Source organism: Streptomyces sp. SAS_270, assembly GCF_052543295.1.
On sequence record NZ_JBMNDS010000023.1, the window covers coordinates 35,067 to 49,646 of the forward strand.

Here is a 14,580-nt window from a genome sequence, read left to right on the forward strand (position 1 = left end):
AGCAGGCCGTCCAGCATCCCGACACAGCTCGTCACGTCAGCGAACTGGAGATTTCATGACAGCGCCTCACCCGCGCTCCCGCCGCGCGATAGCCGTCCCCCTCGGGATGGCTGTGGCGACGGCACTCGCCTTCCTGCCGAACGTCAGCGCGTCGGCGGCCCCCGCGGCCGCTCCGCAGGCACCGGCGGCGGACGCACGCTCGCTCAGCTATGTCGTCAACGTCCGCCCCGGGCACGGCACTTCCTCCCACATGAAGAAGGCGATCGCCGAGGCCGGCGGCACGATCGTGACGTCGTACGACCGGATCGGCGTGATCGTCGTCCACTCGTCGAACGCCGACTTCGCGAAGACCGTCCGCACCGTGCGCGGTGTGGAGTCGGCCGGTGCCACGCGCAACGCGCCGCTGCCCGCGCAGTCCACCACGGACGTGGGCACGCCGAAGGTGCTGACCGCCGACCAGGTGGCGAGCGCCGAAGCCGTCGACGGGCAGGACCCGTTGGAGCCTCTGCAGTGGGACCTGCCCGCCATCAAGGCGGACAAGGCACACGAGGTGACGCTCGGCAGCAGGAAGGTGACGGTCGCCGTCATCGACACCGGTGTCGACGACACGCACCCCGACATCGCGCCGAACTTCGACCGCGCCGCGTCGGCCAACTGCGTGTCGGGCAAGCCGGACACGACCGACGGGGCCTGGCGGCCCAGCGCCTCGGAGAGCCCGCACGGCACACATGTCGCCGGTGAGATCGCGGGCGCGAAGAACGGCGTCGGCATCACGGGGGTCGCGCCCGGCGTGAAGGTCGCCGGCATCAAGGTGGCCAACCCGGACGGCTACTTCTACACGGAGGCCGTGGTCTGCGGCTTCGTGTGGGCGGCCGAGCACCACGTCGACGTGACCAACAACAGCTATTACACCGACCCCTGGTACTTCAACTGCAAGGACGACCCGGACCAGAAGGCCCTGGTCGACGCGATCACCCGCGCCTCGCAGTACGCGGAGAGGAAGGGCACGGTCAACGTCGCCGCGGCGGGCAACGAGAGCTACGACCTGGCCGCCGACTCGATCACCGACCCCGTCTCCCCCAACGACGGGACGCCGAGCGACCGGGTGATCGACCCCTCCAAGTGCTATGACATCCCGACCCAGTTGCCGGGTGTCGTCACGGTGGCGGCGACCGGCGCGAAGGGCATCAAGTCGTCCTTCTCCAACCACGGCCTGGGCGTCATCGACATCGCCGCGCCGGGCGGTGACTCGACGCGCTTCCAGACCCCGGCCCCACCGGCCACCAGCGGCCTGATCCTGGGCCCGCTGCCCGGCGGCAAGTGGGGTTACATGGCCGGTACGTCGATGGCCTCCCCGCACGTCGCGGGCGTCGCCGCGCTCATCAAGTCGACCCACCCGCACGCTCCCGCCGCCCTGGTGAAGGCGCTGCTGTACGCGGAGGCCGACGCGACGCCGTGCACCGACCCGTACGACATCGACGGTGACGGCAAGGTCGACGCGGTGTGCGAGGGCACGAAGAACCGCAACGGCTTCTACGGCTGGGGCACCGCGGACGCGCTGGACGCGGTGACGAAGTAGCGAGAGGTAACGACAGGCACGCGTGTGTGAAGGGGTCGGGGACGGTTTCCCCGGCCCCTTTGCGCGTAAGGAAAGATCTCCTGCCATGGATGTCTACGAAGATCCCGCCACCTGGGCGCCCGAACGGGTCCGGCCCAAGGGGCAGTTGGTGGTCCGTTTTGTCCTCACGGTTCTTTACACCCCCGTGCAGATCGTGATGTGGATCGCGGCTCTGGCGGTCTTTCTGGCCGTAGGCCTCGTCACGGAGATCATCACCATATTCAGCACCTCGTACGAGCAGGGCCTCTTCAAGGCCATGGACCGCGTACTGGACCCCCTGTCGAAATGGCCCTCCTGGTGCGTCAGCTGGCCGGAGCTGCGACACGAGGGCGACACCGCGTACTACAGGGCCCGCGTCGAGAAGGCGGTCGGCCGCTGGACCGCGAAGGCTTCCGCTCCGCGCGACTCCAAGAAGACGAGGCCGCCGGTCGAGTGCGCGATACCGCTGCGCGACTACCGGGGCGTGGGCGGGGGTTACGTCGCCCAGGTCGCCCTCGCCCAGGGATGGGAGCTGCGCCCGACGGACGTACGCAAGGAGGTACGGCTGTGGTGGACGGCCGCCTCTCATATTGATTGAGTCAACACTGCATAGTGCTGTCATGACTGACATCAAGTTCGTGTGGTCCGTGCTGGGCGGGGACCCCGCACTGCCGTCCCGGGTCTCGACGGTCATGCGGGAAGGGGCGCTCGACGCCCGGCTGCCCGTACGGGAACTGGCCCGGGCCTGCGTGGGCACGTGCACGCTGGCCGCGGCCGAGCTCGCGGCGCGGCGGGCCGGGCGTTCGCAGGTGCCCGAGGTACGGGTCGACGACGGGGCCCTCGCCACGGCGTTCGTCAGCGAGCGGCATCTGCAGATCGACGGGCGGGCGCCGGTCACCTTCGCGCCCCTGTCGCGCTTCTGGCGCACCGCGGACGGCTGGGTGCGCACGCACGCGAACTATCCGCACCATCGCGCCCGGCTCCTCGACGCGTTGGGACTGTCCGCCGGTGCCTCGGTGGAGACGGTCGCCGCCGCGCTCGCGGAACGGCCCGCGAAGGACGTGGAGGACGCCGTGTACGCCGCCGGGGGCCTCGCGGTGGCGCTGCGTACGGCCAAGGAGTGGGCGGCGCACGAGCAGGCGGTCGCGGTGGCCGACCGGCCGCTGATCGAGCACGAGCGGCTGGGCACCGCCCACGCGCGCGTGCTCGCGCCGATCGGCGGCGATCGGCTGCTGCCCGCCGCCGGAGTGCGCGTCCTCGACCTGACCCGGGTCATCGCGGGCCCGGTCGCCACCCGCACCCTCGCCCTGCTGGGCGCGGACGTCCTGCGGGTGGACGCGCCCCGGCTGCCCGAACTCCCCGACCAGCACGCGGACACGGGCTTCGGAAAGCGCTCGGCGGCCCTCGACCTGGCGGGCGACCGGCGCACCTTCGAGGAACTGCTCGCCACCGCCGACGTGGTGGTCACCGGCTACCGGCCGGGCGCACTGGATCGGTTCGGGCTCTCGCCCGAGGCGCTGGCCGAGCGCCGTCCCGGCCTGGTCGTGGCGCAGCTGTCGGCCTGGGGCGCGTACGGACCGTGGGCCGAGCGGCGGGGGTTCGACAGTCTGGTGCAGGTCGCCACCGGTATCGCGGCGATCGAGGGGACGCCGGAGCAGCCGGGCGCCCTGCCCGCCCAGGCGCTCGACCACGGCACGGGCTATCTGCTGGCGGCAGCCGTGCTGCGCGCGCTGACCGAGCAGTTGGAGCAGGGCGACAGCCGGGTCGTACGGCTGGCGCTTGCGCGGACCGCGCACTGGCTGCTGAACGGGGTGGCGCGGCAGGGCGTGGGCGATGCGGCCCACGCCGGACCGGATGCCTGGCTCGCCGAGAGGGACAGTGCGCTGGGGCGGCTTCGGTACGCCCTTCCGCCGGTTTCGTTCGAGGGCGGGCCGGCCGACTGGGCGCGGCCGCCGGGGGCCTTGGGAGCGGATTCCGCGCGCTGGGGCTGAGTCGCGGGACGGGCCGGAACCGTATGAATGGGCGGAATGCCGTTCCGCCAGTTGTTTCCCTGCACTTGCCCGGATCTGTGACGCCTGGTGAAGATCCTGGGGTGACCTTGATGAGACCCACCGCCGAGGCGGCCGACGCGGACGACGCGGGGCGCCACTCCGGTGCCGTCCGGGCCGTCGCCGTCCTCGCCCTCGTGGGACTCGCCGCACTGATCCCGCTGCTCGGTCCGCGCGCCGCGCTGCACGGGACGGGTGAGGCGGCGGCTCCGGGCGTCGGCGGGATCGCCCTGCTGCGGATGATCCTGTTCGCCGCGCTGTGCGTTCCCGCGGGCGAGCTGCTCGTGACCCGGCTGGCCCGCCGGGTGCCGGGCGCGCCCCGGGAGCAGGCGCCGCGCAGTTGGGCGGCCTGCGCGGCCGCCGCCGGTTTCGTGGCCGCGCTGGGGCTCGCCTCGGTCGTGGCCACCGGCAACCTGCTGCCGCACCAGCTCTCCGACATCGACGTCGGCGGGCTCTACCGGACACGGGACGGGAAGCTGGCGCTGCTGGAGGTCAACGCGTTCATGGCCGCCGGTCTGTGCGCGGCCTCGCGACGGCCCGGCACCCAGGTGTGGCCGCTGGCCGCGGTGGCCGCCGCGGAGGCGCTGCGCGCGCACCCGCCGACGGAGCACGGTCCGCTCGTCGGCTCCGGCCTGACGCTCGTTCACGTCACCTGCGCGGCGCTGTGGGCGGGCGGACTGCTGTACGTGCTGCGCATGCTGCGGAAGTGGCGCGGAGGGCGGGCGGGCGCCGCGTTGTTGGGGCTCTACGCGCGCGTGGCGGTCGTTCTCCTCGCGGCGATCACGGCGACGGGGCTGTGGAGCGCGCTGCGCCGGATGCCGCCGAGCACGGTCGTGGATCAGCTGACGACGACGGCGTACGGGCGCACCCTGCTCGCCAAGGTGCTCCTCGTGGCCGCCGTCGCCGTTCTCGCGCTGTGGGCCCGCGTCCGTCTGCGCCGCGCGCCCGACCCGCTCAGCGCCTGCTCCCCCGCCCGTGCGGAGGTGGTGGCGCTGGGCCTGGTCGTCGCGGTCTCGGCGCTGCTGACGGCGCTTCCGCTGCCGATCCGCTGGTCGTGATCAGCTGCCCGCGACCAGGACCTTGAGCGCGGTGCGCTCGTCCATCGCCTTGTAGCCCTCGGGGACCTCTTCGAGGCCTACGGTCCGGTCGAAGACGGGCGAGGGGTCGATGGTGCCGTCGAGGACGTCCGGGAGCAGCTCCGGGATGTACGCGCGCACCGGCGCGACGCCGCCGCGCAGGGCGATGTTCCGGTCGAAGAGCACGCCCAGGTCCAGGCCGGTGCCGCTGCCGTGCGGCACGCCGACGAAGCCGATGGCGCCGCCGTCGCGGGTGATGTTCACGGCCGTCCGCATGGACTGCTCGGTGCCGACCGCTTCGACGACGCCGTGCGCGCCCTGTCCTCGGGTCAGCTCGCGGACTGCCTCGACGGCCGCGTCGCCCCGCTCGGCGACGACGTCCGTGGCGCCGAAGCGGCGCGCGATGTCGGTACGCACCTTGTGGCGGCCGAGCGCGATGATCCGCTCGGCGCCGAGCCGCTTGGCGGCCAGGACGGCGCACAGGCCGACGGCGCCGTCCCCGACGACGGCGACGGTCGCGCCCGGCCGGGCGCCCGCTCCCAGGGCGGCGTGGTGCCCGGTGCCCATGACGTCGGAGAGGGTGAGCAGGGCCGCCAGCATGTGGTCGTCGGAGGCCGCGTCCTTGGGCAGCCGGACGAGCGTGCCGTCGGCGTAGGGGACGCGCACGGCCTCGCCCTGCCCGCCGTCGGATCCGACGGAGCCCCAGAAGCCGCCGTGCTCGCAGGACGTGGTCAGACCCTCGCGGCAGTAGTCGCACACGCCGTCCGACCACATGAACGGCGCCACGACCAGGTCGCCGCGCCGGACGGCCGACACCTCGGAGCCGGTCTCCTCGACGATGCCGAGGAACTCGTGCCCGATCCGCTGGCCCGGCTTCCGTGCGGCCTCGCCGCGGTACGCCCACAGGTCGCTGCCGCAGATGCACGAGCGCAGCACCCGCACGACCGCGTCGCCGGGCTCCCGCACCTCGGGCTCGGGCACGTCCTCCACGCGCATGTCGAACGGGGCGTGAATGGTGGTGGCGCGCATGGCGGGGTCCTTCTGGTGCGGTGCACGAGGGTCTTTCTCGTGCGGACGTCGGTGAGATGCGCTCAGGGGGTGGTTGAGCGCATCTCACCGTACGCCGCCGCCGGCGCGGGTCGCGCGCCGAGGGCGCCCAGCACCCCGCGGACCAGCAGGTACTGGGCGGCGGCGTACGTGAGCATGATCCAGAAGTCCGGCCTGGGGAGCTGTGGCCAGTCGGCGACGCCGGTGGCGATGAGCGTGTCCGAGACCATGAAGAGGGCTCCGCCGAGACCGGCGACGAGGCCGAGCCGCGTGGCCCCGTACGCCATCGCGGTCAGCAGCAGGCTGTAGCCCGCGACCGGCACGCGCAGCCCGGCGGGGAGGCCTGGCCACAGGAGGGCGACGGTGGCGACGACGGCCACGCCGTAAGCGCCGACGACGAACCAGGGAGCACGCGCGCGTGCCACCACGCGTGCCGTCCGCCGAAAGAGGACGAGGTAGCACACGTGGCCTGCCGCGAAGGAGGCCATCCCGGCGAGGAAGGCGGGGTCGGCGTCGGAGAGCAGAAGGGTGTCGCCGCCCCATCCGAACAGGAGCGCGGCGACAAGGAGCCGGGGTCCGCCGCCTGCGACGACGAAGAGCGCGAGCAGGGGCATGAGGAGCGGCTTGGCCACGAGGTGGCCGGGGGTGAATCCGGCGACCAGCGAGACCAGGTCCACGGCGGCGGCCACGCCGAAGGCGATGAGCAGCACGCGCGCGTGGCGTGGGTTCACGCGACGGGCTCCGTGACGGGCTGCTCCACGGCGGCCGCCTGCGCCGGCCGCCAGCCCGGACCGCCGAAGACCCGCCCCGCGCGCTCGCGCCAGCTCGCGGCCTTCCTCACGTCCCTGGCGATGGCGGCGTACTCGTGAGTGGCCACGCGCAGCGGGTTGTACGTGGCGATGTTCTTGGTCAGCCCGTACACCGGCCGCTCGGTCTCCGCGACGAACGACCCAAAGAGGCGGTCCCAGACGATGAGGATGCCGCCGAAGTTGCGGTCCAGGTAACCGCCCTGGGAGGCGTGGTGGACGCGGTGGTGCGAGGGCGTGTTGAAGACGAACTCGAACGCCCGGGGCAGCTTGTGGATGCGCTCGGTGTGGATCCAGAACTGGTAGACGAGGTTCGTGGACGAGCAGAAGGCGAGCGCCGCCGGGTGCACCCCGAGGGCGATCAGCGGGACGTAGAAGGGCCAGACGGTCCAGGTGGTCCAGGGCTGGCGCAGGGCGGTGGTGAGGTTGAAGTTCCGGCTGGAGTGGTGCACCACGTGGCAGGCCCACAGGAGCCGGATCACATGGTGCCCGCGGTGGGACCAGTAGTAGAAGAAGTCCTGGCCCAGGAGCATCAGCGGGACGGTCCACCACAGGACCGGGACGCGCAGCGGGGTCAGTTCGTGGACCGCCGTGTAGATCGCCACGATCGGGATCTTCCACAGGAAGTCGAAGACGAGGCTGCCGAGCCCCATGCCGACGCTGGTCGCGGCGTCCTTCGTCTCGTACCCCGCGTCCTCCTCGTCTGGATGGAGCCGGACGCTCACCATCTCGATGACGGTGAGCAGCACGAAGGCGGGTATCGACCAGACCACGACGTCGGGGAGGTTGGGCATGGATGCACCGTAGAGCCGCCGGTCGGCCGCGGCTAGACGTTGTTACCCACAAGTATTACCGGCGGTACGCGCTTGCTTGTTGGTGATCTCCGCCAATCGGCCCCGCAATGCCCCGGCCGTACACGTACTCAGACCCCCGCCGCCCCCAGCAGCGCTCCGGCCGCATACGTCACCCCCATGGCCAGCGCCCCGCCCGCCACGTTGCGCAGTACCGCGCGCCGCACCTCGGCCGCGCCCAGCCGCGCGCTCACCCACCCCGTGACGACGAGGGCGGCGAGGACCGAGACCACGGTGACGAGCAGGCGCCAGCCGCTCGGCGGGAGCACGATCGCGAGCAGGGGCAGAAGCGCGCCGACGGTGAAGGCCAGGAAGCTCGCCCATGCCGCGTGCCACGGGTTGGTGAGGTCGTCGGGGTCGATGCCGAGCTCCACGCGCGCGTGGGCCCGCAGCGCGTCCCGTTCGGTGAGCTGCAGCGCCGCCTCCCGGGCCACCTCCCGCGACAGCCCCCGGTCCTCCAGCAGCCCGGTCAGCTCCAGGAGCTCCGCCTCCGGCTGCTCCCGCAGCTCCCGACGCTCCAGGGCCAGCGCGGCCATCTCCGAGTCCCGCTGCGTGGACACGGAGACGTACTCCCCCGCCGCCATCGACATGGAGCCCGCCAGCAGCCCCGCGAGGCCCGCCGTGAGCAGCGCGGAGCGGTCGTCGGTGGCTCCGGCCACGCCCACGACGAGTCCCGCCGTGGACACGATGCCGTCGTTGGCGCCGAGGACCGCGGCCCGCAGCCAGTTCAGCCGCGCACCGAGGGTGCCGGCGTGGGCCTCGCCGTGGGGCGGCCCACTCGGGGAACCGTTCATGGGTGCCTGATCGCTCACCCGGGGAGGGTCTCACCCCGGGCGGGTCGGGGCAGCGGACCACGCCGACATGTGCCGGTGCCCGGGCGCGACCCGGTCAGCAGCCGTCCACCGGAGTGACGGAACGGACCTGTCCGGCAGGAATCCTGTGCCACTTCTTCCCCCGGCCCGTTCTGAGCTCCACCGCCTGACGGTCGCTCAGCACCAGTTCCCCGCACCGGACACCCGCGACCGTGTCCACCAGGACGTAGGGCCCGGAACCCGTGGAGTCCGCGGGGTCCTCGGCCGGCACGACCCAGGTGACCGCGACGGCGGCGACGATCGCGCACAGCCCGACGACCGACCGGCGCCGCGCCGAGGTCAGCGCGTCCTGCGTCCGCTCGACCTCGTCGAGGACGGCGGCGAAGAGCCGGTCCCCACTCAGCCAGCTCTGCTGCCCCAGCTGTCCGTGGGCGGCGCGCACCGCGCACAGGGCTCCCGACAGCAGGAGCAGGAAGGCAAGGACGAGCAGCGCCGCGGTGGTCCAGCGCCATACGTCCGGCATCCCGGTGACGCTCTCCGGGCCCTTGAGCACGAAGACCGCGCCGACGAGTCCGGTGAGCCCGGTCAGCCCGTTGCGCCAGCCCTCGGCCTGCCGCCGCACGGTGCCGAGCTGGTCGTACTGGAGCTGCTGCCCGAGCTGGGCGAACCGCTTCCTGGCGAGGTCGGTCACGTGGCCGTGCCCGGGGCGGGCGCGGGCACGGCCACGTCCCAGAAGGCGCCGCAGCCCGTGTCGAGGGACTCCGGCGGCTTGTCCGCGTGGGGGTAACCGCACTGGCAGTACACGGGGATGGTGCCCGTGAGGGGTTCGGGGCCGCTTCGGCGGCCCCAGCGCCTCTTGGACTTGGACGGTCCCAGCACTCCGTACGCGACCCGGAAGACGACGGTCGCCCTGCAGGTCGGGCACGGGCCCGTCACCGTGTACCAGCGGCCGTCGTCGGACCGTACGACGGTGAAGTCGTCGGTGGCCCGGACGGCCGCCTCGTGTTCGCGGAAGCCGGTCGGTTCGTGGTCGGGCATGGGGTCCTCACTCGGCGTCGGCCCGGTAGGGCGGCTCGGGGGCCGGCGTGGCGGCCGGTTCGGCGGGGAAGTCGCGGGGCACCACGAGGCCGAAGAGCGACGCGTACAGCGTGAGTCTGTCGTGGACCCAGCCGGTCGTCCGCTCCAGCTCCCTGGCCGTGACGGCGATGCGCCGGGCCGTCACCGCTCCGCTCAGCGGCGGCGCGCTGCCCGTGTAGTGCTCGGTCAGCAGGATCAGGTCCTGCCAGGTCGGTACGGTGTCGAACTCCGGGCGGCCCACGAGGAGTTCCAGCCCGAACGGGCGGTACAGCGCCAGCCGGTCCCACGCCCGGTCGATCCGCCAGCCGAACCTGGCGGCGACGCGGAGCAGTTCGAGGGCGCCTGCTGTGAGGCCGCCCACCAGGTCCGGTTCAAAGAGCGCGCTGTCGCACGCGGTGGGCCGGTGTTCGCGCCAACTGCCGGACCCCTCGCAGTCCTCGGGTTCGGACCACTGGGCGCCCAGGAACGCGTACCGGCTCAGGATGGTCATGCTCTCGCCGAGCGTACGGTCGTCGGCGCGAGCGTGGGCCACCAGACGGGCGGGGCTGGGGGTTGTCCAATCGAGCTGCGCGTACGAATCCTCACAGCATGCCTCGACGTCCGCCGCGGTCGGCCGCACCGTCTCGGGGGACGGCTCGGGAGGCAGGACCAGCTCCGAGGTGTCCAGCCCGAGGAGAGGGCCGAGGGCGTTCAGTCTCGCCGCGACAGAACCGATCGTCATCCTGGCGGACGCCGCCATCACGAAGGCGTACAGCACGTCGATCCCACCGTCGAGGGTCGAGCGGCGTGCCCCCCTGACGCGGTGGTCGTACCCGGTCGTCTGCAGGGAGTCGGCCCCCGGGAAGAGCCCCCAGTCGCCGACCGGAACGGCCATCCAGTGCTCGACGAGAGCCGATGCCTCGGGCCGCACGAGACCGAGGGTGGCGAGCTTGCCGAGGCTCTTCGTCACCTCCTCCTTGGGCGCCTGCACCTCGCGCACTGCGAGGGCCGTGTCGAACAGCGGAGCAGGACAGGTCCTGGTATCCGTTTCATAGGCGGAGATCACTTCGCGCAGAGCGGCGCCGAGCAGATCGCTGTCGAGACGCGTGAAGGTCCGGTCGGCCAGGTCGCCAAGGTCCGGAGTGCGCATCTTCCGCTCAGCAAGGACATCGGTGTACCGCGCGACCACCTCGGCGAGAGTCACGTCCAGCGCACCGGAGGCGCGGGCGAGTTGACGGAGCGACAGTTCCTCGGACCAGGTATAGGGCCTGGCTCCGAAGAACCGTTGAAACTCCTCGTTCTCCTCCCGCGACCAGTCTCGGGCCGACGGACTCCCCTCCGAAGAGGCCTGCGCCCGAGCCTCGACGGACTGTCCGGGCAGGCTCTCCGGAGACAGTCCGAGCCAGCCGTACCGGCCCACGACCTCTTCGTACTCCGCCCACGACGGCGCGTTCTCGGCCTCCTCCTGGCTGCGCGAGGAGATCCGAGGATGCCAGGACAGCACGTGAAGATCGCGCGCGGTGGCGATCTCGTCGGCCGGAGGTTCGGCGACGGTCTGCGGGATGCCCAGCGCAAAACCCCCGGCAGCGAAACGCCGGGCTCTCTTCAAGGCCTCGCCCAAGGGAAGGTCCGCGTCCGTGCTGAAGATCTTGAGCACGGAGGTCACCGTTTCGCCCGACTCGATGCGGTTCGGAGAGAGCAGACCCCTCCGGTAGACGTCCCCCTTGAGGATCCGGCAGTCCACGGAGTCCAGGGTCAGGCTGTACGACGCGTCGACGTCGGCCATCGGAGCCAGTTCGAGTCCTGTGATGGCATACCTTCGCAGCCGCCGCAAGACGTCCCCCAAGGTGAGCCCGCCGTCCGGAGGGAGTGCCAACGCCGCCTCACGCACCCCGTCGTGGACGCGATAGCCCTCCTTGGTCAGCCGGGACTCCCAAGCTTGTGGCTGTGGATAGCCCTCGACCGACTCCGGCATCGGCAGACTCGACTGGTCTCCACCCAGGAAAATGCCCTCCGCCCGCAGTACAGCGGCCCGCCAGGCCGTCACCGCGTCGGTCTCGTGGAAGCTGCGGCGCATGGAGAACCCGGTCTCGTCCCGGAGCGCCGCCACGCTCGCGTCCCGCGGAAAGCAGCCGATCCGGCGGAAGTCGATCGTGTGAACTCTGTTCCATCCGATGCGACACGTGACGCGCGCGTCGGCGGCGAGCAGCCGTTCCGTCAGCCGCTCCACACCGCCGGGGTGCATCTTGGCGAAGGCCCACAGCCACTCCAGGGTGAGCCACTCCGGTGCCGTGAAGTGCGCGCAGGCTTCCTGGATGCGGTCGTCCACCCAGGCCTCGTCGTAGGCGAGCATCCTGTTTCTGTCGGTGGTGATGTCGGGTGCGCGCGTCTCCCGGAGGTCCACCACACAGCCGAAGGGGTGTCCGCCCTTTCGATGCCAGTCGAGCGCGTCCTCGTCGGGGGAGGTCCACGTGCGCTCGCGCTCAAGCAGCCATTCCCGGGCACTGGCTTCGGACGCGTCCATCGCGCCCGGATTCACCTGCACCCCGTCCGCCAGCAGGCACCCCTTCCCCTCCACCCACCACAGGTCCGGCCCGGCCGCCACGGGCCCGGTGTGGTCGCCGAAGTAGTAGAGGGCCTTCTCCTGCCAGGTCCGTCGGATCTCCCCGTCGCGCTCCACCCGCATCGCGAAGTCCGAGCGCCAGATGTGCTTGCCGAGTTCCTCGGCCGCGTCCACGTCGTCCGCCTGGAGGTAGAGGCGTACGCGGGTGCCGGACCCCGGCTGGGCGTCCTCGCTCTTCCTGATCCGGAACAGGCTTCCGCTGGAGGCGATGTCGACCCGCAGTCCGCCGCCGGCGTCCGCGCGCCCGTACTCGTCGGTGGCCCGGGTCCAGATGCTGATCTCGTCGGCCAGCATGAAGTAGCTGAAGACGCCCACGCCGAAACGGCTGTTGGGGTAGATCTTCAGGTCCGGGTCGGCCCGGCGCCAGCGGGCCTGTTCCGCGCGGTACTCGCGGGACTGCTCGAAGCGGCGGCCCGCCCGCGAGAAGGTGCCGCGCAGGGTCTCGTGCCCCATGCCGACGCCGTTGTCCTCGCACTCGACGTAGGGGCGGCCCGCGTCGTCCGTGCCCTGCCTGAAGACGATCTCGCCTTCCCAGCCGTACGGGATCTTCCTGGCCGCCTTCCCGTAGCGCAGCCGGGCCTGCCGGTAGCGGCAGGCGTCGAGCGCGTTCTGGTACAGCTCCCGCAGGGCAAGGGCGCGGTCGCCGTACAGGCGGGTGCCCATGAGGAGTTCACGCATCTCGTCCTCGGCGAGGCCGAACCGCATCAGAGGCACCCCGTAGGCGTCACCCTTGGTGCTGATGTCGTACTGCGGGCGCAGTCTGCCGCAGGTGACCCGGTCCGGCAGGTGGACGAGGAGCTCCGCGGGTTCGGCGGGGCCGACATGCCGGCGGATGTTCTGCACGGCGTCGTCGGTCCAGCCTGTCAGTGCCTCCAGGGCGGCGTGGACGGCGGGGTGCGGGCAGGGCAGGTCCAGGTCCAGCGACTTGCTCAGGCGGTCCCGGGCCCAACGCAACTCCCGTACGCTCGCGACGGCTTGAGCGGGGAGCAGCCCGTCGGTGATACCGATGTTGTCGACCAGGACGCCGGGCAGCTGCCGCAGATCTCCGCCGAGCAGGCCCGCGACCCCGATCAGCCAGGACAGTTCACGAGGGCGCCACCGCTCCACCGCCCCGTCCGGGCGCACGAGTTCATCGAGGCGCCAGCGGGTGTCGGCGGTGTCCCGCTCTCCCTGGTACGGCTGGGCGGGGGCGATCGCGGTCTGCCGGCAGACGCGCACGAGTTCGTCGGTGAGCTCCCCGATCCGGGCAGGGGCCGCGGCAGCGCCGATGAGTGCCTTGGCGAGCGGGGCGAGCAGTTGGGGGGCGTAGGTGTCCCACAGCTCCTCCTTGGCGCTGACGTGCCGGTGCAGGAGCCAGGCGGCGACCGCCCCGGCGTCCTCGTCGCGGCCGCGGCCCGCCAGCTCACGGCCCTTGCGCCAGAGCAGGGCGTGCGCGGCGAAGGTGTGCTCCAGGTCCACGCGCTCGGGTTCGCGTGCTGCGTCGCCGACGGCCGGGTCGAGCCGGAACGGTGCCACGGCGGTCACGCTCTTGACCCCCATGGCGTACACCGCCTCCCGTACGAAGGGGGCCGCGGCGAGCACCGCGAACTCGCCCGCCCCGAGGAGCGGACCGCCCTGGGTGTGCGACGGCGCGATCAGCGGCCTCAGCCCGCGCGCCAGGACCCGCACGGGGTAGTCGTCGTCCGCCCAGGGGTCCGGCACCTCCGCGAGGGCGGTCGCCCGCCACCGCGCGCACTCACCCGACAACCGCACGAGAGCCTGCTGGAGTTCCCCGCGACGTGCGTCGTCGCAGTCGACCGCCGCCCACAGCTCGGGGTCGCGAACCGCCACCGTCCACTCCTCCTGGAGGGTGCGGCCCGCGCAGAGTTCCGCATCGCCGATGGCGGCCGGGCCGCTCGGCGCGTAGTGCGGTGTAGGGGTCTGCTCCTCCCGGGCGGCGCGGGCGAACTCGGTGGTCCTGCGGATCGTGTGGGCGATGACGTCGGCGACCGTGCGAGGAGAGGTGTCGGCGTGCAGGGCGTCCGCAAGAGCGCGTGAGAAGTGGCTGCCGAGTGCCTCGTCGGAGCCGCAGGTCTGGCCCGGTCCGCAGCCGAAGAGCACGGCGACCCGGTCCCGCCAGGCGGGGAAGTTCGTGGCGGGACCGCCGTACGAGGCGCTGTCGGCGCTGTCGCGGCAGGCGTCGACGGTGAGCAGCACGGTCTCGGCACGGCAGCCGCGCAGCAGCTCGGCGAGATCGAGTCCGATGAGGCTGTCGAGCGCGACCTGCGGCGGTGTGGTCGCCCAGGTCAACTGGGCGTCCGCCGGTACGAGATAGTCGGCGCCTCCCACCGACAGGCCGTGCCCGGTGAAGTGGATGAGGACCGTGCCGTCCTCCGGTGCGGTGGCGCAGACCCGGCTGATGGTGCTGCGGATGCGCGAACGCAGGGCGGGTTCGTCGGGGGTCGCGCCGATGAGCTCGACGCTGAATCCGGAGGAGCGCAGCGCCTGGGTCATCAGCTCGATGTCCCGGCCGACCGTCTGCGTCAAGTCCTCGAAGTGGTCGGAGAGTTCGTACTGCGGGACCGCCACGATCAGCGCCCGCCTGCTCTCCCCCATACTCGGCCGCCTCCCCCGTCGGTCCGTCCGCGACGCAGGTCAGGATGGCACAGACAGGGCCTGAGGATC

At 72.2% G+C, this 14,580-nt stretch carries 11 protein-coding genes; 4 read left to right on the forward strand and 7 right to left on the reverse strand.

Annotated features, from left to right (window positions below):
* The first annotated feature begins 55 nt into the window (after nucleotides 1-55).
* The 4 genes from ACN6LB_RS17830 to ACN6LB_RS17845 all read left to right on the forward strand — a co-directional run bounded on the left by ACN6LB_RS17830 (nucleotide 56) and on the right by ACN6LB_RS17845 (nucleotide 4,703).
* Entirely contained in the window at nucleotides 56-1,579 is a 1,524-nt protein-coding gene (locus tag ACN6LB_RS17830) for a S8 family peptidase (protein ID WP_445026767.1), read from the forward strand.
* A gap of 85 nt (nucleotides 1,580-1,664) precedes the next feature.
* Nucleotides 1,665-2,195, forward strand: coding sequence for a hypothetical protein (locus ACN6LB_RS17835; protein ID WP_445026768.1), 531 nt, complete (start codon nucleotides 1,665-1,667; stop codon nucleotides 2,193-2,195).
* Nucleotides 2,196-2,217: 22 nt separating this feature from the next.
* A complete protein-coding gene (locus tag ACN6LB_RS17840; protein WP_445026769.1) occupies nucleotides 2,218-3,588 on the forward strand; it encodes a CoA transferase in 1,371 nt (456 codons plus the stop codon).
* A 101-nt stretch (nucleotides 3,589-3,689) separates the two neighbouring features.
* Nucleotides 3,690-4,703: a CopD family protein gene (locus tag ACN6LB_RS17845; protein WP_445026770.1), complete on the forward strand. Its 1,014-nt coding sequence runs from the start codon at nucleotides 3,690-3,692 to the stop codon at nucleotides 4,701-4,703.
* Here ACN6LB_RS17845 and ACN6LB_RS17850 read toward each other — a convergent pair whose 3' ends face one another.
* The 7 genes from ACN6LB_RS17850 to ACN6LB_RS17880 form a co-directional block, all read right to left on the reverse strand.
* Nucleotides 4,704-5,750, reverse strand: coding sequence for a zinc-dependent alcohol dehydrogenase family protein (locus ACN6LB_RS17850; protein ID WP_445026771.1), 1,047 nt, complete (start codon nucleotides 5,748-5,750; stop codon nucleotides 4,704-4,706).
* Nucleotides 5,751-5,812: 62 nt separating this feature from the next.
* Nucleotides 5,813-6,499, reverse strand: a complete 687-nt coding sequence (locus tag ACN6LB_RS17855; RefSeq protein WP_445026772.1) for a lysoplasmalogenase — start codon at nucleotides 6,497-6,499, stop codon at nucleotides 5,813-5,815.
* Nucleotides 6,496-7,368: a sterol desaturase family protein gene (locus tag ACN6LB_RS17860; RefSeq protein WP_445026773.1), complete on the reverse strand. Its 873-nt coding sequence runs from the start codon at nucleotides 7,366-7,368 to the stop codon at nucleotides 6,496-6,498. The genes ACN6LB_RS17855 and ACN6LB_RS17860 overlap by 4 nt, the downstream gene beginning before the upstream one ends.
* 128 nt (nucleotides 7,369-7,496) lie before the next feature.
* The gene (locus ACN6LB_RS17865) at nucleotides 7,497-8,219 is read right to left on the reverse strand and encodes a VIT1/CCC1 transporter family protein (RefSeq protein ID WP_445026818.1); all 723 of its coding nucleotides are present in this window, start codon (nucleotides 8,217-8,219) and stop codon (nucleotides 7,497-7,499) included.
* A gap of 94 nt (nucleotides 8,220-8,313) precedes the next feature.
* Nucleotides 8,314-8,928: a hypothetical protein gene (locus tag ACN6LB_RS17870; protein ID WP_356140362.1), complete on the reverse strand. Its 615-nt coding sequence runs from the start codon at nucleotides 8,926-8,928 to the stop codon at nucleotides 8,314-8,316.
* The gene (locus ACN6LB_RS17875) at nucleotides 8,925-9,275 is read right to left on the reverse strand and encodes a hypothetical protein (protein WP_445026774.1); all 351 of its coding nucleotides are present in this window, start codon (nucleotides 9,273-9,275) and stop codon (nucleotides 8,925-8,927) included. The genes ACN6LB_RS17870 and ACN6LB_RS17875 overlap by 4 nt, the downstream gene beginning before the upstream one ends.
* 7 nt (nucleotides 9,276-9,282) lie before the next feature.
* On the reverse strand, nucleotides 9,283-14,511 hold the full coding sequence (locus ACN6LB_RS17880) for an HD domain-containing protein (protein WP_445026775.1): 5,229 nt from the start codon (nucleotides 14,509-14,511) through the stop codon (nucleotides 9,283-9,285).
* Nucleotides 14,512-14,580: the final 69 nt, after the last annotated feature.

Coding starts and splice junctions, on each gene's coding strand:
- ACN6LB_RS17830 (WP_445026767.1), top strand. CDS start 56: ATGACAGCGCCTCACCCGCGCTCCCGCCGCGCGATAGCCGTCCCCCTC.
- ACN6LB_RS17835 (WP_445026768.1), top strand. CDS start 1,665: ATGGATGTCTACGAAGATCCCGCCACCTGGGCGCCCGAACGGGTCCGG.
- ACN6LB_RS17840 (WP_445026769.1), top strand. CDS start 2,218: ATGACTGACATCAAGTTCGTGTGGTCCGTGCTGGGCGGGGACCCCGCA.
- ACN6LB_RS17850 (WP_445026771.1), bottom strand. CDS start 5,750: ATGCGCGCCACCACCATTCACGCCCCGTTCGACATGCGCGTGGAGGAC.
- ACN6LB_RS17860 (WP_445026773.1), bottom strand. CDS start 7,368: ATGCCCAACCTCCCCGACGTCGTGGTCTGGTCGATACCCGCCTTCGTG.
- ACN6LB_RS17865 (WP_445026818.1), bottom strand. CDS start 8,219: ATGAACGGTTCCCCGAGTGGGCCGCCCCACGGCGAGGCCCACGCCGGC.
- ACN6LB_RS17875 (WP_445026774.1), bottom strand. CDS start 9,275: ATGCCCGACCACGAACCGACCGGCTTCCGCGAACACGAGGCGGCCGTC.
- ACN6LB_RS17880 (WP_445026775.1), bottom strand. CDS start 14,511: ATGGGGGAGAGCAGGCGGGCGCTGATCGTGGCGGTCCCGCAGTACGAA.